General features: G+C 63.1%; 15 protein-coding genes. 7 read left to right on the forward strand and 8 right to left on the reverse strand.

What is annotated here, in order from left to right:
- Nucleotides 1-30: 30 nt before the first annotated feature.
- Nucleotides 31-534, forward strand: coding sequence for a peptide-methionine (R)-S-oxide reductase MsrB (msrB, locus tag DXY35_RS05065; RefSeq protein ID WP_114988825.1), 504 nt, complete (start codon nt 31-33; stop codon nt 532-534).
- Entirely contained in the window at nt 506-1,774 is a 1,269-nt protein-coding gene (locus tag DXY35_RS05070) for an NAD(P)/FAD-dependent oxidoreductase (RefSeq protein WP_115081394.1), read from the forward strand. The genes msrB and DXY35_RS05070 overlap by 29 nt, the downstream gene beginning before the upstream one ends.
- Here the strand turns inward: DXY35_RS05070 and DXY35_RS05075 are convergent.
- Nucleotides 1,749-2,747 carry a type II secretion system F family protein gene (locus tag DXY35_RS05075; protein WP_244272970.1) on the reverse strand — a complete coding sequence of 333 codons (999 nt, stop codon included), beginning with the start codon at nt 2,745-2,747 and terminating at the stop codon, nt 1,749-1,751. The genes DXY35_RS05070 and DXY35_RS05075 overlap by 26 nt on opposite strands.
- Nucleotides 2,629-3,621 (reverse strand): GspE/PulE family protein, encoded by a 993-nt coding sequence (locus DXY35_RS13095; RefSeq protein ID WP_244272921.1) that lies wholly within the window; start codon nt 3,619-3,621, stop codon nt 2,629-2,631. The genes DXY35_RS05075 and DXY35_RS13095 overlap by 119 nt, the downstream gene beginning before the upstream one ends.
- A gap of 90 nt (nt 3,622-3,711) precedes the next feature.
- Between DXY35_RS13095 and grpE the strand changes: the two genes are divergently transcribed.
- Genes grpE through rsgA form a run of 4 tightly spaced genes read left to right on the forward strand, consistent with a single transcriptional unit; the run spans nt 3,712 to nt 6,656 of the window.
- Nucleotides 3,712-4,389, forward strand: coding sequence for a nucleotide exchange factor GrpE (gene grpE, locus DXY35_RS05085; RefSeq protein ID WP_115081396.1), 678 nt, complete (start codon nt 3,712-3,714; stop codon nt 4,387-4,389).
- Nucleotides 4,389-5,525 carry a molecular chaperone DnaJ gene (gene dnaJ, locus DXY35_RS05090; RefSeq protein WP_114988830.1) on the forward strand — a complete coding sequence of 379 codons (1,137 nt, stop codon included), beginning with the start codon at nt 4,389-4,391 and terminating at the stop codon, nt 5,523-5,525. Before grpE ends, dnaJ begins: the two co-directional genes overlap by 1 nt.
- A complete protein-coding gene (locus DXY35_RS05095; protein WP_114988831.1) occupies nt 5,522-5,749 on the forward strand; it encodes a sulfurtransferase TusA family protein in 228 nt (75 codons plus the stop codon). Before dnaJ ends, DXY35_RS05095 begins: the two co-directional genes overlap by 4 nt.
- Nucleotides 5,750-5,774: 25 nt before the next feature.
- Nucleotides 5,775-6,656, forward strand: a complete 882-nt coding sequence (gene rsgA / locus DXY35_RS05100; protein WP_170950533.1) for a ribosome small subunit-dependent GTPase A — start codon at nt 5,775-5,777, stop codon at nt 6,654-6,656.
- On the opposite strand, the gene DXY35_RS05105 is transcribed toward rsgA, so the two are convergent.
- From DXY35_RS05105 to DXY35_RS12635, 4 genes are read right to left on the reverse strand one after another with little or no spacing between them, the layout of a single operon-like run.
- The gene (locus DXY35_RS05105; RefSeq protein ID WP_011363068.1) at nt 6,631-6,972 is read right to left on the reverse strand and encodes a YbaB/EbfC family nucleoid-associated protein; all 342 of its coding nucleotides are present in this window, start codon (nt 6,970-6,972) and stop codon (nt 6,631-6,633) included. The genes rsgA and DXY35_RS05105 overlap by 26 nt on opposite strands.
- Nucleotides 6,973-6,996: 24 nt before the next feature.
- Complete coding sequence (gene murB, locus DXY35_RS05110) at nt 6,997-7,899, reverse strand: UDP-N-acetylmuramate dehydrogenase (protein WP_115081398.1); 903 nt, start codon at nt 7,897-7,899, stop codon at nt 6,997-6,999.
- Nucleotides 7,896-9,305, reverse strand: a complete 1,410-nt coding sequence (gene murC / locus DXY35_RS05115) for a UDP-N-acetylmuramate--L-alanine ligase (RefSeq protein ID WP_115081399.1) — start codon at nt 9,303-9,305, stop codon at nt 7,896-7,898. Before murC ends, murB begins: the two co-directional genes overlap by 4 nt.
- A gap of 9 nt (nt 9,306-9,314) precedes the next feature.
- Nucleotides 9,315-9,467 carry a hypothetical protein gene (locus DXY35_RS12635; RefSeq protein WP_170950516.1) on the reverse strand — a complete coding sequence of 51 codons (153 nt, stop codon included), beginning with the start codon at nt 9,465-9,467 and terminating at the stop codon, nt 9,315-9,317.
- On the opposite strand from DXY35_RS12635, the gene gap reads away from it, so the two are divergent.
- A complete protein-coding gene (gap, locus tag DXY35_RS05120) occupies nt 9,466-10,491 on the forward strand; it encodes a type I glyceraldehyde-3-phosphate dehydrogenase (RefSeq protein ID WP_038556735.1) in 1,026 nt (341 codons plus the stop codon). The two genes, DXY35_RS12635 and gap, sit on opposite strands and share 2 nt — an antisense overlap.
- Before the next feature lie 89 nt (nt 10,492-10,580).
- Here gap and thiL read toward each other — a convergent pair whose 3' ends face one another.
- Together thiL and DXY35_RS05130 are read right to left on the reverse strand one after the other, a co-directional pair.
- Nucleotides 10,581-11,567 carry a thiamine-phosphate kinase gene (thiL, locus tag DXY35_RS05125; RefSeq protein ID WP_115081400.1) on the reverse strand — a complete coding sequence of 329 codons (987 nt, stop codon included), beginning with the start codon at nt 11,565-11,567 and terminating at the stop codon, nt 10,581-10,583.
- Entirely contained in the window at nt 11,564-12,640 is a 1,077-nt protein-coding gene (locus tag DXY35_RS05130; protein WP_170950517.1) for a peptidylprolyl isomerase, read from the reverse strand. Before DXY35_RS05130 ends, thiL begins: the two co-directional genes overlap by 4 nt.
- Nucleotides 12,641-12,652: the final 12 nt, after the last annotated feature.

The following is a 12,652-nucleotide window of genomic DNA, read 5'->3' on the forward strand; positions in this document are numbered from 1 at the left end:
GAACCGCCCGAGATTCCCGCTTCAGCACCGATGAGCTTGAGTGCCGCTGTTCTGTCCCGTCGATCGTTGCTGTTGGCGGCAATGGCAGGGGTGTTTGGCAGTCTCTGGAGACCTCAGCCTGTGCTGGCGGCGTCCAAAGCTGGCGATCCCTCGTGGGATCTCAATGCCGACCAGTGGCGTGATCGGTTGTCTCCCCAGGCCTACGACGTGTTGCGCAATGAGGGAACGGAACGCCCCTTCACCAGTCCGCTCAATGGGGAGAAGCGTTCCGGCACCTATCACTGCGCTGGTTGTGATGCAGCCTTGTTTTCGTCGGAGGCCAAATTCGATAGCGGCACCGGCTGGCCCAGCTTCTGGCAGCCCCTGGATGGAGCCATCGCCACGAAAGTAGATTTCAAATTGATCCTGCCGCGCACGGAATACCACTGCAGCCGTTGTGGTGGGCACCAGGGCCACGTGTTCAATGACGGACCGCGACCCACCGGCAAGCGCTACTGCAACAACGGTGTCGCCCTCCGCTTCCAGCCCGCTTGATCTGATTGTTGTTGGCGGTGGTCCTGCCGGCTACATGGCGGCGATCACTGCCGCTGAGCAGGGGGTTCGGCGGGTGCTGGTGCTGGAAGGCACCCCTGAGCCTCTCCAGAAGGTGCGCATCAGCGGTGGCGGTCGCTGCAATGTGACCCATGCCTGCTGGGACCCCCGTGAACTGGCGACCCATTACCCCCGTGGCAGTCGACCCCTGCGGGGCCCCTTCAGTCGCTTCGCCTGCGGCGACGCGATCGCCTGGTTTGACGAGCATGGGCTCACGCTGGTGGAGGAACCTGATGGACGGATGTTTCCGCAGCAGAACCGTTCTGAGGCCGTGATTCAGTGCCTGCAGAAGGCGGCAAGGGCGTCGGGTGTCCAGCTGCGCACGAAGGCGATGGTCCAGCAGGTGCGCGTTCACCCCGAGGGGGGGTTTGTGCTCGAGGGCCGCGGCCTCGAGCCTTTGCATGGGAGCTGCTTGATGCTGGCCACGGGTGGGCATCCCAGTGGCCGAAACCTGGCGGCAGCCCTTGGCCACCAGGTGGTGCCGCCGGTGCCATCGCTGTTCAGCCTTGCCCTACAGGCACCGGCCCTGTCGGCCTGCAGTGGCATTGCCATCGACGATGTGGGCCTTGATCTCAAGCTGGGCGATCAGCGCTTCCTCCAGTCCGGGCGGGTCCTGATCACCCACCGTGGTTTGAGTGGACCCGCCACGTTGCGCCTCTCAGCCTTTGCCGCCAGGGCCCTGCATCAGAACCGCTACAGGGGTGAGCTGAAGTTGGATTGGAGCGCAGGGTTGGGACGGTCGGGGCTGACCGAGCGGTTTCAGCAATGGCGACAGGAGCAGGCCCGGCGAACCCTTGCAGCCGCGAAGCCCTTCGAACATTTGCCGCGGCGGTTGTGGCAAGCCTTTTTGACCATGGCTGGGGTCGAGACAGAGCGCCGTTGGGCGGATCTGCCGATCAAGGCGGAGCGTCGATTGGTGGAACTGCTCTGTGCGCAGAGTGTGCCGATCCAGGGACGTGGACCCTTTGGGGAGGAGTTCGTCACCGCCGGCGGTGTCGCCTTGGGGGAGGTCAACCTGGCCACGATGGAGAGCCGCCGCTGTCCCGGTCTTTACCTGGCCGGTGAACTGCTGGATGTGGATGGGGTGACCGGCGGTTTCAACTTTCAGGCTTGCTGGAGCGGTGGTTGGCTGGCGGGCCAGGCCATCGCTGCAGTGCTCACTGGATCTGATCAAACACGGTGAACATTGGCAGGTACATCGCCAGCAGGATGGATCCCACGATTCCGCCCACCACCACAATCATCGCGGGCTCGAGCATCGAGGTGAGCGCCTTGACCATGGCGCCGACTTCGTCTTCGTAGAAGTCCGCCACCTTGCTGAGCATTTTGTCCATCTCACCGGTTTCCTCGCCGATGGCCAGCATGTTCAGGGCCATGTCGGGCAGCACCTTCTGACGGATCAGCGCATTGCTCAGGAGCACCCCCTCCTGAACCATGCCCCGCGAGGCAAGGATGGCATCGGAAATGATCGCGTTGCCGGCGGTTTCGCTCGAGATCTCCATCGACATCAGGATCGGCACACCGGCCCGCGTGAGCGAACTGAAGATGCGGCAGAACTGAGCTGTCGCTGTCATCAGGATCAGTTCGCCGAACAGTGGCAGCTTCAGCATCAGGCGGTCGATCGTTCGACGACCGTTGTGGGTGGCGTAGAACCGGTTCAACATCCAGATCGCCAGCAGGATCACTCCGGTCGCATAAAGCGAGGCCGAGGAACGCAGCAGGGCGCTCAGATCAACGAGCAGCCTGGTGAAGGCCGGCAGCTCGGCGCCCAGATCTTCGAAGATCCCCGCGAACGTCGGGATCAGAAAGATGGTCATCCCCAGGAACACCAGGATGGCGATCACCAGCACGGCGATGGGATAGCCCAAGGCTCCCTTGATCTGGTTCTGAAGTTTGGCGTTGTCTTCCAGCAACTTGGCCAGTCGCTTCAGGGCCTCATCCAGGACGCCGCCGGCTTCCCCGGCTTCCACCATGGCGATGCTGAGCTGATCGAACACCTTCGGCCACTGACGCAGGGCTGTTGCCAGGGCAATGCCCTCATTGACGTCGAGGCTCACTTTGGTGAGCGCACGTTTGAACATCGGCAGCTTCTGCTGCGTCGCCATCAGATCGAGGCTGCGCACGATCGGCACGCCGGCATCGACCAGGGCCGCCAACTTGCTGGCGAAGACAGACCTTTTCACCGAAGCGACTGGGCAGGGTGTTGACGCGGAAATCGATCACCCGGTCGCGGTACTTGCGACGAATGCGGCCGTCCTGGGCCTGGCGCCGTTCGGCAATATCGAGATCTGCCAGGATTTTGAAGCGGGATGTCACCGCTGGCACCAGGCGACTGGGCAGCGGCTCCACGTATTGCTGGAGCACACCGTCCTGGCGGAAACGCAGACGCAACCCCTTCTTCTGTGGCTCCACATGGATGTCACTGGCCCCCACTGACATGGCCTGCAGCAGGATCCTGTCCACCAGCGTCACCACGGGCGAGGCTTCCGCATCATTGAGGCTGGTCTCAAGGTCAATGGCATCCCGAGCCAGTTGGGCGTCGCTGTCTTCCTCGCTCTCCAGCACCTCATCGGGGCTGAAGTCGTGGAGAAACGACTCAGCATTCAGATCGAGAGTGCTGGCTGTCTTTGCCGGAGCAGGGTTGCTCGACTGTTCTGCGGTTGGCGGGTTTGGTTCCTTTGTTGGCTGGTCCCTTGCTGTGGCCAAGGCCCGCTGCAGATCCGCTTCGATGGCGGGGTGCAGGCGGATCGTGCGGTGTTGGTCCGGCAGCTGATCGATCAGGTGTTGCCATTCCTGGTCTCGCCACTGGCTGGGGATCGCGATGTCCAGGTGGTCAGCACCGATGGCGATCGGCATGGCCTGCAGTGCCCGCCATTGATTCGGGCTGACCTCTGGGAGGGCGTCGCTGAGCAGCTTGCGGCTTGCCAGCAGTTGCTCTGGGCCCGGAACCGGTTGCTGCAACAGCAATTCAAGGGCGAAACGCTGCCGTGCCGTGTCGCCGGCATCGGGGGTGGGCAGCGTCAAGGTCATGGATGGCGAACGAGGTGCGGGCTTCCGCAGCTTGTGGGAGGTCAGCGTTGCCCTTCAACATGTCTAGACAGCAATCCTTGAGCGGTCAGCATGAGCGGCGACGCCTCCACCCCAGAGCAGGACCAGACCGTTGAGTCCGGTGCTGTTCCAGCCACGCCGGAGTCCGCTCCTGATGCGCCCGAGGTGACGTCTGAACAGGCTCCTGCAGCGGTGGATCCGGCCGATCGGATGCAGCAGCTCGAGCAGGAGTTGAGCGGGTTGAAGCAGGAGCACGAGACGCTCAACAGCCAATACATGCGCATTGCGGCGGATTTCGACAACTTCCGCAAGCGCCAGAGCCGCGACCAGGACGACATGCGTCAGCAACTGGTCTGCTCGACCCTCACGGAGATTCTCCCCGTTGTCGACAACTTCGAGCGGGCTCGTCAGCAGCTGAATCCTGAAGGTGAGGAAGCCCAGGCGCTGCACCGCAGTTACCAGGGTCTGTACAAGCAACTGGTGGAGGTGCTGAAGCAGCAGGGGGTGGCCCGGATGGAAGTGGTTGGCCAGGAGTTCGACCCCAACCTGCATGAGGCCGTGCTGCGGGAGGAAAGCAGCGAGTTTGCGGAGGACGTGGTGTGTGAGGAGCTCCAGCGCGGCTACCACCGCGATGGGCGTGTGCTGCGCCACGCCATGGTGAAGGTGTCGATGGGTCCAGGACCATCCGATCCGGCGTCAGCGCCCGCTGAGGCCGCAGCGGCACCGGATCAGACGGCGGAGGAGGCCTGATGGCCGACTTCTACGACCTGCTCGGCGTCAGCCGGGATGTGGATCCCGACAGCCTCAAGCGGGCTTATAGGCGCATGGCGCGTCAGTACCACCCCGACATCAACAAGGATCCGGGAGCTGAAGACCGTTTCAAGGAAATCGGCCGCGCCTACGAGGTGCTCAGTGATCCCCAGACCAGGGCCCGTTATGACCAGTTCGGTGAAGCCGGACTTGGTGGTGCGGCCGGTGCTCCCGACATGGGGGACATGGGCGGATTTGCGGATCTGTTCGAGACGTTTTTCCAAGGCTTCGGTGGACCTGGGGGTGCTGGAGCTGGTCGGCCGCGGCGTCAGGGCCCTCAGCAGGGGGATGACCTGCGTTACGACCTGACGATTGATTTCGAGCAGGCGGTGTTCGGTCAGGAGCAGGAGATCAAGATCCCGCATCTGGAGACCTGCGACACCTGCGGCGGTAGCGGTGCCAAAGCGGGCAGTGGACCCACCACCTGCGGCACCTGTGGCGGCGCCGGGCAAGTGCGCCGTGCCACCCGAACTCCCTTCGGCAGTTTCACCCAGGTCGCCGAGTGCCCCAACTGTGGCGGTACGGGCCAGGTGATTTCGGATCCCTGCGGGTCCTGTGGTGGCCAGGGTGTCAAACAGGTGCGCAAGAAGCTGCGGATCAACATCCCTGCCGGGGTGGACACCGGAACACGGCTTCGTGTGACCGGTGAAGGCAACGCCGGACCCCGGGGAGGCCCGTCCGGTGACCTTTACGTGTTCCTCACCGTTCGCAATCACCCGCGCTTGCAGCGGGATGGCCTGAACATCTTCTCGGAGGTCAAGGTCAGCTACCTCCAGGCGATTCTTGGCGACACCATTGAGGTGGAAACCGTGGATGGCAGCAAGGAGCTGGACATCCCCGCCGGCACCCAGCCCGGCACGGTGCTCACCCTGCCGAACCTGGGCATTCCCAAGCTCGGGAATCCAGTGGCACGGGGCGATCAGCGCGTGACGGTCACCGTGGATCTGCCGAAGCGGATCAGTGATGTGGAGCGGGAGCTCCTCGAGCAGTTGGCGGGTCACCATTCCGCCCGCGGCAAGCAACACCACCACCACAACAGTGGTCTGTTCGCTCGCTTGTTCGGTCAGAAGGGATGAGCAGGCGTTCCCTGGATCTGCGGGGAACGCCCTGTCCGGTGAATTTCATTCGCTGCAAGCTCACCCTCGAGCAGATGAGCAGCGGTGACTGTCTGGAGGTCTGTCTCGATCGGGGGGAGCCTGAGGCCATGGTTCTTCCAGGTCTGAGGGATGCAGGCCATCGTGTGGAGTGCATTGATCAAACGCCGGATGCCATCACCATCGAGGTGATCTGCGGTGGCTGACACCGCCCGTTCGGTGGCATCCGGGATGGTGGTGGCGCTCCAGGCCAACTACCTGGAGGTGGAGCTGGATGCCGCACCTGATGGATGCCCAGGGCGGCTGCTCTGCACCCGTCGCACCCGGCTCAGCCATCGGGGTGAAGCCGTTTATGTGGGCGATCGGGTTCGCGTCGAGGCGATTGATCCAGGCCAGGGGCGTGCCGTGGTGGCCGAGGTCGAGCCACGCCACAGTTTTCTCACACGCCCACCGGTGGCCAACGTCTCCTTGGTGGCTGTGGTGTTGGCAGTGGAACAGCCCAGTTTTGACCCTGATCAGGCCAGTCGCTTTCTGTTGACGGCGGAAAGGACCGGGCTGGAGGTAATCCTGCTGCTCACCAAGACAGACCTTCTTTCAGGTGCAGCGCTCGAGCGGCTGGTGACCCGGTTGAAAGGGTGGGGCTATGACCCGCTGGCGCTGTCCAGTGCAGCCGGAACGGGCATTGATGCTTTACGGCAGCGTTTGGCTGGTGCGCAGCTTTCGGTGCTGTGTGGGCCTTCTGGGGTGGGCAAGAGCAGCCTGCTGAACCAGTTGCGCCCTGACCTTCAACTGCGTACGGCTGCGGTGTCCGGTCGATTGCAGCGCGGCCGCCACACCACCCGCCACGTTGAGCTGTTTCCCCTAGGGCCGAGCGCGAGGGTGGCTGATACCCCCGGGTTCAACCGCCCCGATCTGCCTGATGACCCCCAGGAACTGGGGGTTCTCTTTCCGGAGCTGCGTCAGCAACTGGATCCCTGGCCCTGTCGCTTCCGCGACTGCCTGCATCGCGGTGAGCCCGGCTGCGGTGTTTCCACGGACTGGGAACGCTATGCCCTGTACAAGGCCGCGTTGATCGAGCAGAGCAGCCTCAGCCGCCCATCCCGGGGAGGTTGAGATTCAGGCCACCGGTGAGTTCTTCCATCCGGCCCTTCATCGTGGCGGTGGATTGCTCATAGGCCGCCTGCAGGGCTTCAAGGGTGGCCGTTTCGCTGGCCTGTTGGCCCTCCTGCAGCAGGGCTGGGTCCAGTCGTACCCGCAGCGGTTGCTGGTTGCCCGACAGCCAAACGCTGGCGCGGCCATCGCTGCTCTTGCCTTCGATCTCCATCCCGTCCAGTTCGTCCTGCAGGGCCTGAGCGTTCTGCTGAATCTCCTGAGCCTTCTTGAAGGCTTCGGTGAGCTGGCCGAAATTGGGGAGTCCGAACCCTGCCATGGCGATCCTGTGGGAGCCGGAAGGTTAAGCCGCCGAAGCGAATCCCAGCCGCTTCACTTCGGGGTGCAGACGGATTCCGTGTTCGGCTTCGATGCGGTCCTGCACCAGCTGGATCAACTGGGCGATGTCCTTCGCCTCGGCATCACCGGTGTTGACGATGAAATTGGCATGCACGGTTGAGATTTCGGCGCCGCCGATCCGGGTTCCCTTCAGCCCCTGCTCTTCGATCAGCCGTCCGGCCTTGAGCGGTTCGGGATTGCGGAAGACACTGCCGCAGCTGGGTTGTTGATAGGGCTGCGTGGTGGTGCGGTGACTGAGGTTCGCAGTGGTGACCCGCTTCAGTTCATCCGGATCGTTACCGGGCTGCAAGCGGAACCGTGCCGACAACACCACGAGGTTGTCGTCTTGAAGACGGCTGTGCCGGTAGGCGAAGTCCAGTTGATCCCGCTGCAGCTCAAAGCAGTTGCCCCCCTCCAGTGGCATGACCCGCACCGACTCCAGCCATTCCGCTGTGCAGCCTCCCTGGGCTCCTGCATTCATCACAGCCGCACCGCCAGCGGTTCCCGGAATGCCAACCGACCACTCCAGGCCATGCAATCCAGCGCGTGCAGCGCGTCTTGCCAGTGATGGGATCGGTTCGCCAGCGAGCACCTCCACGGTCCCCGTGGTGGCATCAAGCTGCAGCCCTTGAAGTTTGCGCAGACAGAGCGAGAGCCCCGGCAGGCCGTCATCGTGAATCAGAAGGTTCGATCCGGCGCCGATGACGCGGCAGGGCATGCCCTGGTGAGCGGCCCATTCGATCCAGGCCTGGGTTTCCTCAAGGCTGGCGGGTTCGGCCAGCCATTCGGCCGCTCCCCCCACCCGCCAGGTGGTGTAGTCCGCCAGCTTGACTTGGGCCTGCGGCAGGTGGGCATCGCACTGGGTCATGACGTCAGCCTTGACCACAGTCCATTCACGTCGCCAGCACCCATGGCCAGAACAAGATCGTTCTCGCGGCTGTTCTGGATCACCAGCTCGGTGAGTTGATCGAGGTTGTCTGCGACGGCGATCTCTAGATCCGGTTTCAGCTTGCGCACCCGATCCGCCAGGGCGTTGCTGCTGATGCCCTGCAGCGGTTGTTCGCCTGCGGGATAGACGGGAGCAAGCAGCAGCAGATCACAGTTCTGCAGGGCTTTGGCGAAGCCATCGAGGAACTGCCTGGTGCGGCTGTAGCGGTGCGGCTGGAACACCGCCAGGAGCCGTTGTGGTGCTGTGGGGAGTGGACTGCGGCCACTGCGCACCATCAGGCGTGCCATCTCCAGGGTTGCCTTCACCTCACTGGGATGGTGGGCGTAGTCATCAACGATGTGACGGCCCTTCCAGGTGCCCCGAAGGTCAAAGCGGCGGCCCGGTGCCTTCAGGCCAGCCAGGCCTTCCACCAATTGGTCGAAGGGGAGTCCTTCCATCCGGCAGGCGGCCAAGGCGCCTGTGGCATTGCTCAGGTTGTGCAGCCCGGCCATCGGCAGGTTGAAGTCGCCGACCGGGTGGCCGGCTTCATAAAAACGGGCGACACAGCGATCGCCTTCCAGGCTCAAGGGCAGGGCGGCGAAGTCAACGGATTTGGCGCTCTGGTTGGACCACCAGGCCGTTGGCTGGAAATGTTCCTGCAGGATCGGGCAGTCGTGATTGGCCAGCACGCGATCGCAACCCCCTGCGAAGCGTTGCAGGGTGGAGATCAGCTCGTCGAGGCTGGAGTAGTGATCGGTGTGATCCAGCTCCAGGTTGGTGATCACCCCCAGGCTGGGGCTGAACTTCACCAGTGAACCGTCGGATTCATCCGCCTCGGCCACGAGCAGCTTTCCCTGGCCAGCGTGACCATTGCTGCCGAGGCTGGGGACGATGCCTCCGATCACAGCGGTTGGGTCCTGATCTGCCTCCAGCAGCAAGGTGGTGATCAAGGTGCTGGTGGTGGTCTTGCCGTGGCTGCCGGCGACCGCAATGGAGGGTTGCTGTTCGATCAGAGCCGCCAGGAGATCGGAGCGATGCCAGATCTCCAGCCCCTGCTGTCGGGCCCGCTGCAGTTCCGGATTGCTCTCAGGGATGGCTGTGCTGATCACCACCACCGGTGAGCCAGCGGCTGTTTCTCCCGTGACGGCATCGATGCAGGTGGCGTCCTGCTCACGGAAGACCTTTACCCCTAGGGTCTTCAGCTGTTGTGTTGTCGCGTTGTCACGCGGGTCCGAGCCGCTGACCGCGTGACCGCGGTCAACGAGAATCCGGGCCAAAGCCGACATGCCAATTCCGCCGACACCGATGAAGTGGACTGGTGTCTGGCGGTCGAGCAGGCGCGGCAACGGAGGGCTTCAGTCCGAAGAAAGATAAGTCAGTTGGCGCTGCTTGTCTTCTGTGCTGAGGGCCGGATCGAGCGGATTGAAGCGGGGTGCAACAGGGTATTTCTGCTGATTTCTGTATGATCGGCGGCCAAAACCCTTGCGCGGCTTTGCCGCTTCTGCCATGACCCTGCGCGTTGCGATCAATGGATTCGGCCGGATCGGTCGCAATGTTCTGCGGGGATGGATCAGCCGGGGAGCTGACACCGGTCTGGAAATCGTGGGGATGAACTCCACGTCCGACCCCGCCACCAGCGCTCACCTGCTGACCTACGACTCCATCCTTGGGCGTCTCGATCCCTCCGTGGACATCAAGACCACGGACAGCTCGATGTTCGTCAACGGTAAGGAGATCAAGTTCTTCGCTGACCGCAATCCCCTCAACTGCCCCTGGAAGGAGTGGGGTGTTGACCTGGTGATCGAGTCCACCGGTGTGTTCAACACCGATGAGAAAGCCAGCATGCACATTCAGGCTGGCGCCAAGAAGGTGATCCTCACCGCCCCTGGTAAGGGTGATCGCGTCGGCACCTTCGTTGTGGGCGTCAACGACGACCAGTACCGCCACGAAGACTGGGACATCCTCAGCAACGCCAGCTGCACCACCAACTGCCTGGCACCGATCGTCAAGGTTCTGGATCAGAACTTCGGCCTCGACTGGGGTCTGATGACCACCATCCACAGCTACACCGGCGATCAGCGGATCCTGGACAACAGCCACCGCGACCTGCGTCGCGCCCGTGCTGCAGCTCTGAACATGGTTCCCACCACCACCGGTGCAGCCAAGGCCGTGGCTCTGGTTTACCCCGAGGTGAAGGGCAAGCTCACCGGCTTCGCCATGCGCGTTCCAACCCCGAACGTCTCCGCTGTTGACCTCACCTTCGGCCCCTCCCGTGCCGCCAGCGTCGACGACATCAAGGCCGCCATCAAGTCGGCTTCCGAGAACGGCATGAAGGGGATCATCAAGTACAGCGATCTGCCCCTGGTGTCCACCGACTACGCCGGCACCAACGAGTCCACCATCTTTGATGCCGACCTCACCTACGCCATGGGTGACAAGGCTGTGAAGATCCTGGCCTGGTACGACAACGAGTGGGGCTACAGCCAGCGTGTTGTTGACCTCGCCGAGGTGGTGGCCAAAAACTGGAAGTGATCGCCAGTTGATCGCTTTTTTGATCCCTCCCGATCTGGGGGGGATTTTTTTTGGTCAGGCACGGTCGCTTAGGGGTCGCTTAGGGCTTCTCAGGGCTGGCCAAAGTGATCAAATCCGCTTGTGTCCACTGGCTCGTGGTTGTGGGCCCAGCGGATGACGCCCGCTTCAGCATTGATCTGGCCGATGCGCTGGCTTTCGGGGATGCATCGCTGCCATGCATCGGCCCAGGCTTCGGGAAGGCTCAGCACCAACTCAAAGTCCTCTCCTCCGGCGAGGCACCAATCCGTCCATGGAGCGCCCTCAGGCCAGCCTTCGGCCGTTGGAAGCTGGTCGTTGTGCAGCACCGCTCCGCAGCCGCTGCTGCTGCAGAGACCTGCGACGGCAGAGAGCAGTCCGTCGCTGCTGTCGGTTCCCCCAGCCCGCCAGGTTAGATGCTTCGGTTTGCAGGCCAGCAGCTGCTGGACGTCCTTCAGCCGAGGTGTCGGGCGTTGGTGGCGTGCGATCGCCTGGTCCCGCAGGGTTGAGCACAAAGCGATCTCACGCACGTTTGGATCGTTCTGGAGGAGGGCGAGGCCTAGTCGGCTGAGCCCATGGGGCCCACTGGTGACCAGCACATCGCCAGGACGGGCTGCGTTGCGATGCAGACGCAGGGGTCCGAGACGGCCGAGTGCCGTGATCGAGAGCAGCCTCTGCTCTCCTTTGGAGCAGTCACCTCCCAGTAGAACGCCGCCGTACTGCCCCAAGGCGGCACTGATGCCTTGATACACCCCGTCCACCCAGTCCCAACGGGTGTGGCCTGGGGCGACCAGGGCCACGGTGATTCCATCGATGTCGACGGCACCACTGGCGGCCAAGTCGGACAGGTTGGCGGCAACGGCGCGCCAGCCCACATCCATGGCGGTTGTGGTGGCATCGCTGAAATGGATGCCATCCACCAGAACGTCGGTGTTGATCAGCAGTGGCCGGGCGTCGGCGGCCAGGGCTGCGGTGTCGTCACTGAGCTGATCGGGCGGAGCGAAGCGAGCCAGCCGCCTGAGTAGCTCCGCTTCAGTCAGCTCCGCCAGGGTCGGGCTCATGCGTGGGCTTTGAGCTGCTCCGCTCCCTCCATCACCTTCACGGCGGTGATCCGGTCATCGACGCCCAATTCCTCCACAACATCGAATCCATCCACCACGTAGCCGAAGGCTGCATTGCGGCCATCCACGAGGTTCAGACCAGCCGGGGTGAGCTCTGCCTCGTAGAGAAACATGAAGAACTGCGAGGATCCGTCGTCGAGGGCCTGGTCTGAATGGGCCCAGCCAAGGGTGCCCAGGGTTGCGAACGGAAGGGTTGGTGTGGCCATGAACAGGCCCACGTCTTCAAAGGTTTCGTTGTAGATCGTGTCGTCTTCGCCCGGCACGCGGATCTCCAGGGGCACATGGCGCTCCTGCTTGGTCTTTGGATCCACGTAGCCGATCTCCGGACCTTCCGGATCACCGCTCTGAAGCACGTAGAAATCTTCGGCCCGGATGAACGGCAGTCCGTCATAGAAGCCCTTGAGGGCGAGATCGACGAAGGCGCCTGCGGTGAGTGGGGCGTTGTAGCCATCCACCACGGTGGTCAGCTCCCCCTGGGTGGTGCTGATGTTGAGGGTGGCTCGTCCCTGCAGCCGTGGCAGGGCATCGAATTCTGCGGGGATCTCCCGTTCAAAGCCGTCGGGCACCAGCAGGGCCTCCACATCGCCGATGAAGCTCAGCGTCCGGCGTCGATCGGCGATGAAGCCTGGTTTGTCGGTGGCTTTGACCTTCTCTTTGAGGTCTTCAAGGCCCTGATCCACGCGCTCAAACAGTGCTTCAGCCGTACCGCGTTTGGCTTCAGGGACCGCGTTCAGGATGGTGTCGCGGCGGGTGTTGAGCAGAGATTCAGTGCGTGACACCGTCTTGCCGAGGGCTGTCCAGCGTTTGGCCCGCAGATCGTCACTGGTGAGTTCCAGCCGATGCTGCAGTTCGCGGATGTCGTCCTGATCGAACGGAAGCGCGTCCCGAAGAATCGCGGCAGGGTCCTTCACGGCATTGCCCTGGGGCAATGCGGCCCAGGCAGGGGCGGCGATTGTGATCAGAGCAAAGCTGATCAGAACAGCAAGGACGGCGTTCAAACGCTGATGGACCAAGGGGGAACCCCA

The sequence above is a fragment of the Synechococcus sp. N32 genome, from assembly GCF_900473895.1.
Classification (GTDB): domain Bacteria; phylum Cyanobacteriota; class Cyanobacteriia; order PCC-6307; family Cyanobiaceae; genus Parasynechococcus.

Excerpts from the sequence above, each read along its gene's own strand:
- msrB (WP_114988825.1), top strand. The coding sequence starts at position 31 with ATGAGCTTGAGTGCCGCTGTTCTGTCCCGTCGATCGTTGCTGTTGGCG.
- DXY35_RS13095 (WP_244272921.1), bottom strand. The coding sequence starts at position 3,621 with ATGACCTTGACGCTGCCCACCCCCGATGCCGGCGACACGGCACGGCAG.
- grpE (WP_115081396.1), top strand. The coding sequence starts at position 3,712 with ATGAGCGGCGACGCCTCCACCCCAGAGCAGGACCAGACCGTTGAGTCC.
- dnaJ (WP_114988830.1), top strand. The coding sequence starts at position 4,389 with ATGGCCGACTTCTACGACCTGCTCGGCGTCAGCCGGGATGTGGATCCC.
- DXY35_RS05095 (WP_114988831.1), top strand. The coding sequence starts at position 5,522 with ATGAGCAGGCGTTCCCTGGATCTGCGGGGAACGCCCTGTCCGGTGAAT.
- rsgA (WP_170950533.1), top strand. The coding sequence starts at position 5,775 with ATGGTGGTGGCGCTCCAGGCCAACTACCTGGAGGTGGAGCTGGATGCC.
- DXY35_RS05105 (WP_011363068.1), bottom strand. The coding sequence starts at position 6,972 with ATGGCAGGGTTCGGACTCCCCAATTTCGGCCAGCTCACCGAAGCCTTC.
- murB (WP_115081398.1), bottom strand. The coding sequence starts at position 7,899 with ATGACCCAGTGCGATGCCCACCTGCCGCAGGCCCAAGTCAAGCTGGCG.
- gap (WP_038556735.1), top strand. The coding sequence starts at position 9,466 with ATGACCCTGCGCGTTGCGATCAATGGATTCGGCCGGATCGGTCGCAAT.
- DXY35_RS12635 (WP_170950516.1), bottom strand. The coding sequence starts at position 9,467 with ATGGCAGAAGCGGCAAAGCCGCGCAAGGGTTTTGGCCGCCGATCATAC.
- thiL (WP_115081400.1), bottom strand. The coding sequence starts at position 11,567 with ATGAGCCCGACCCTGGCGGAGCTGACTGAAGCGGAGCTACTCAGGCGG.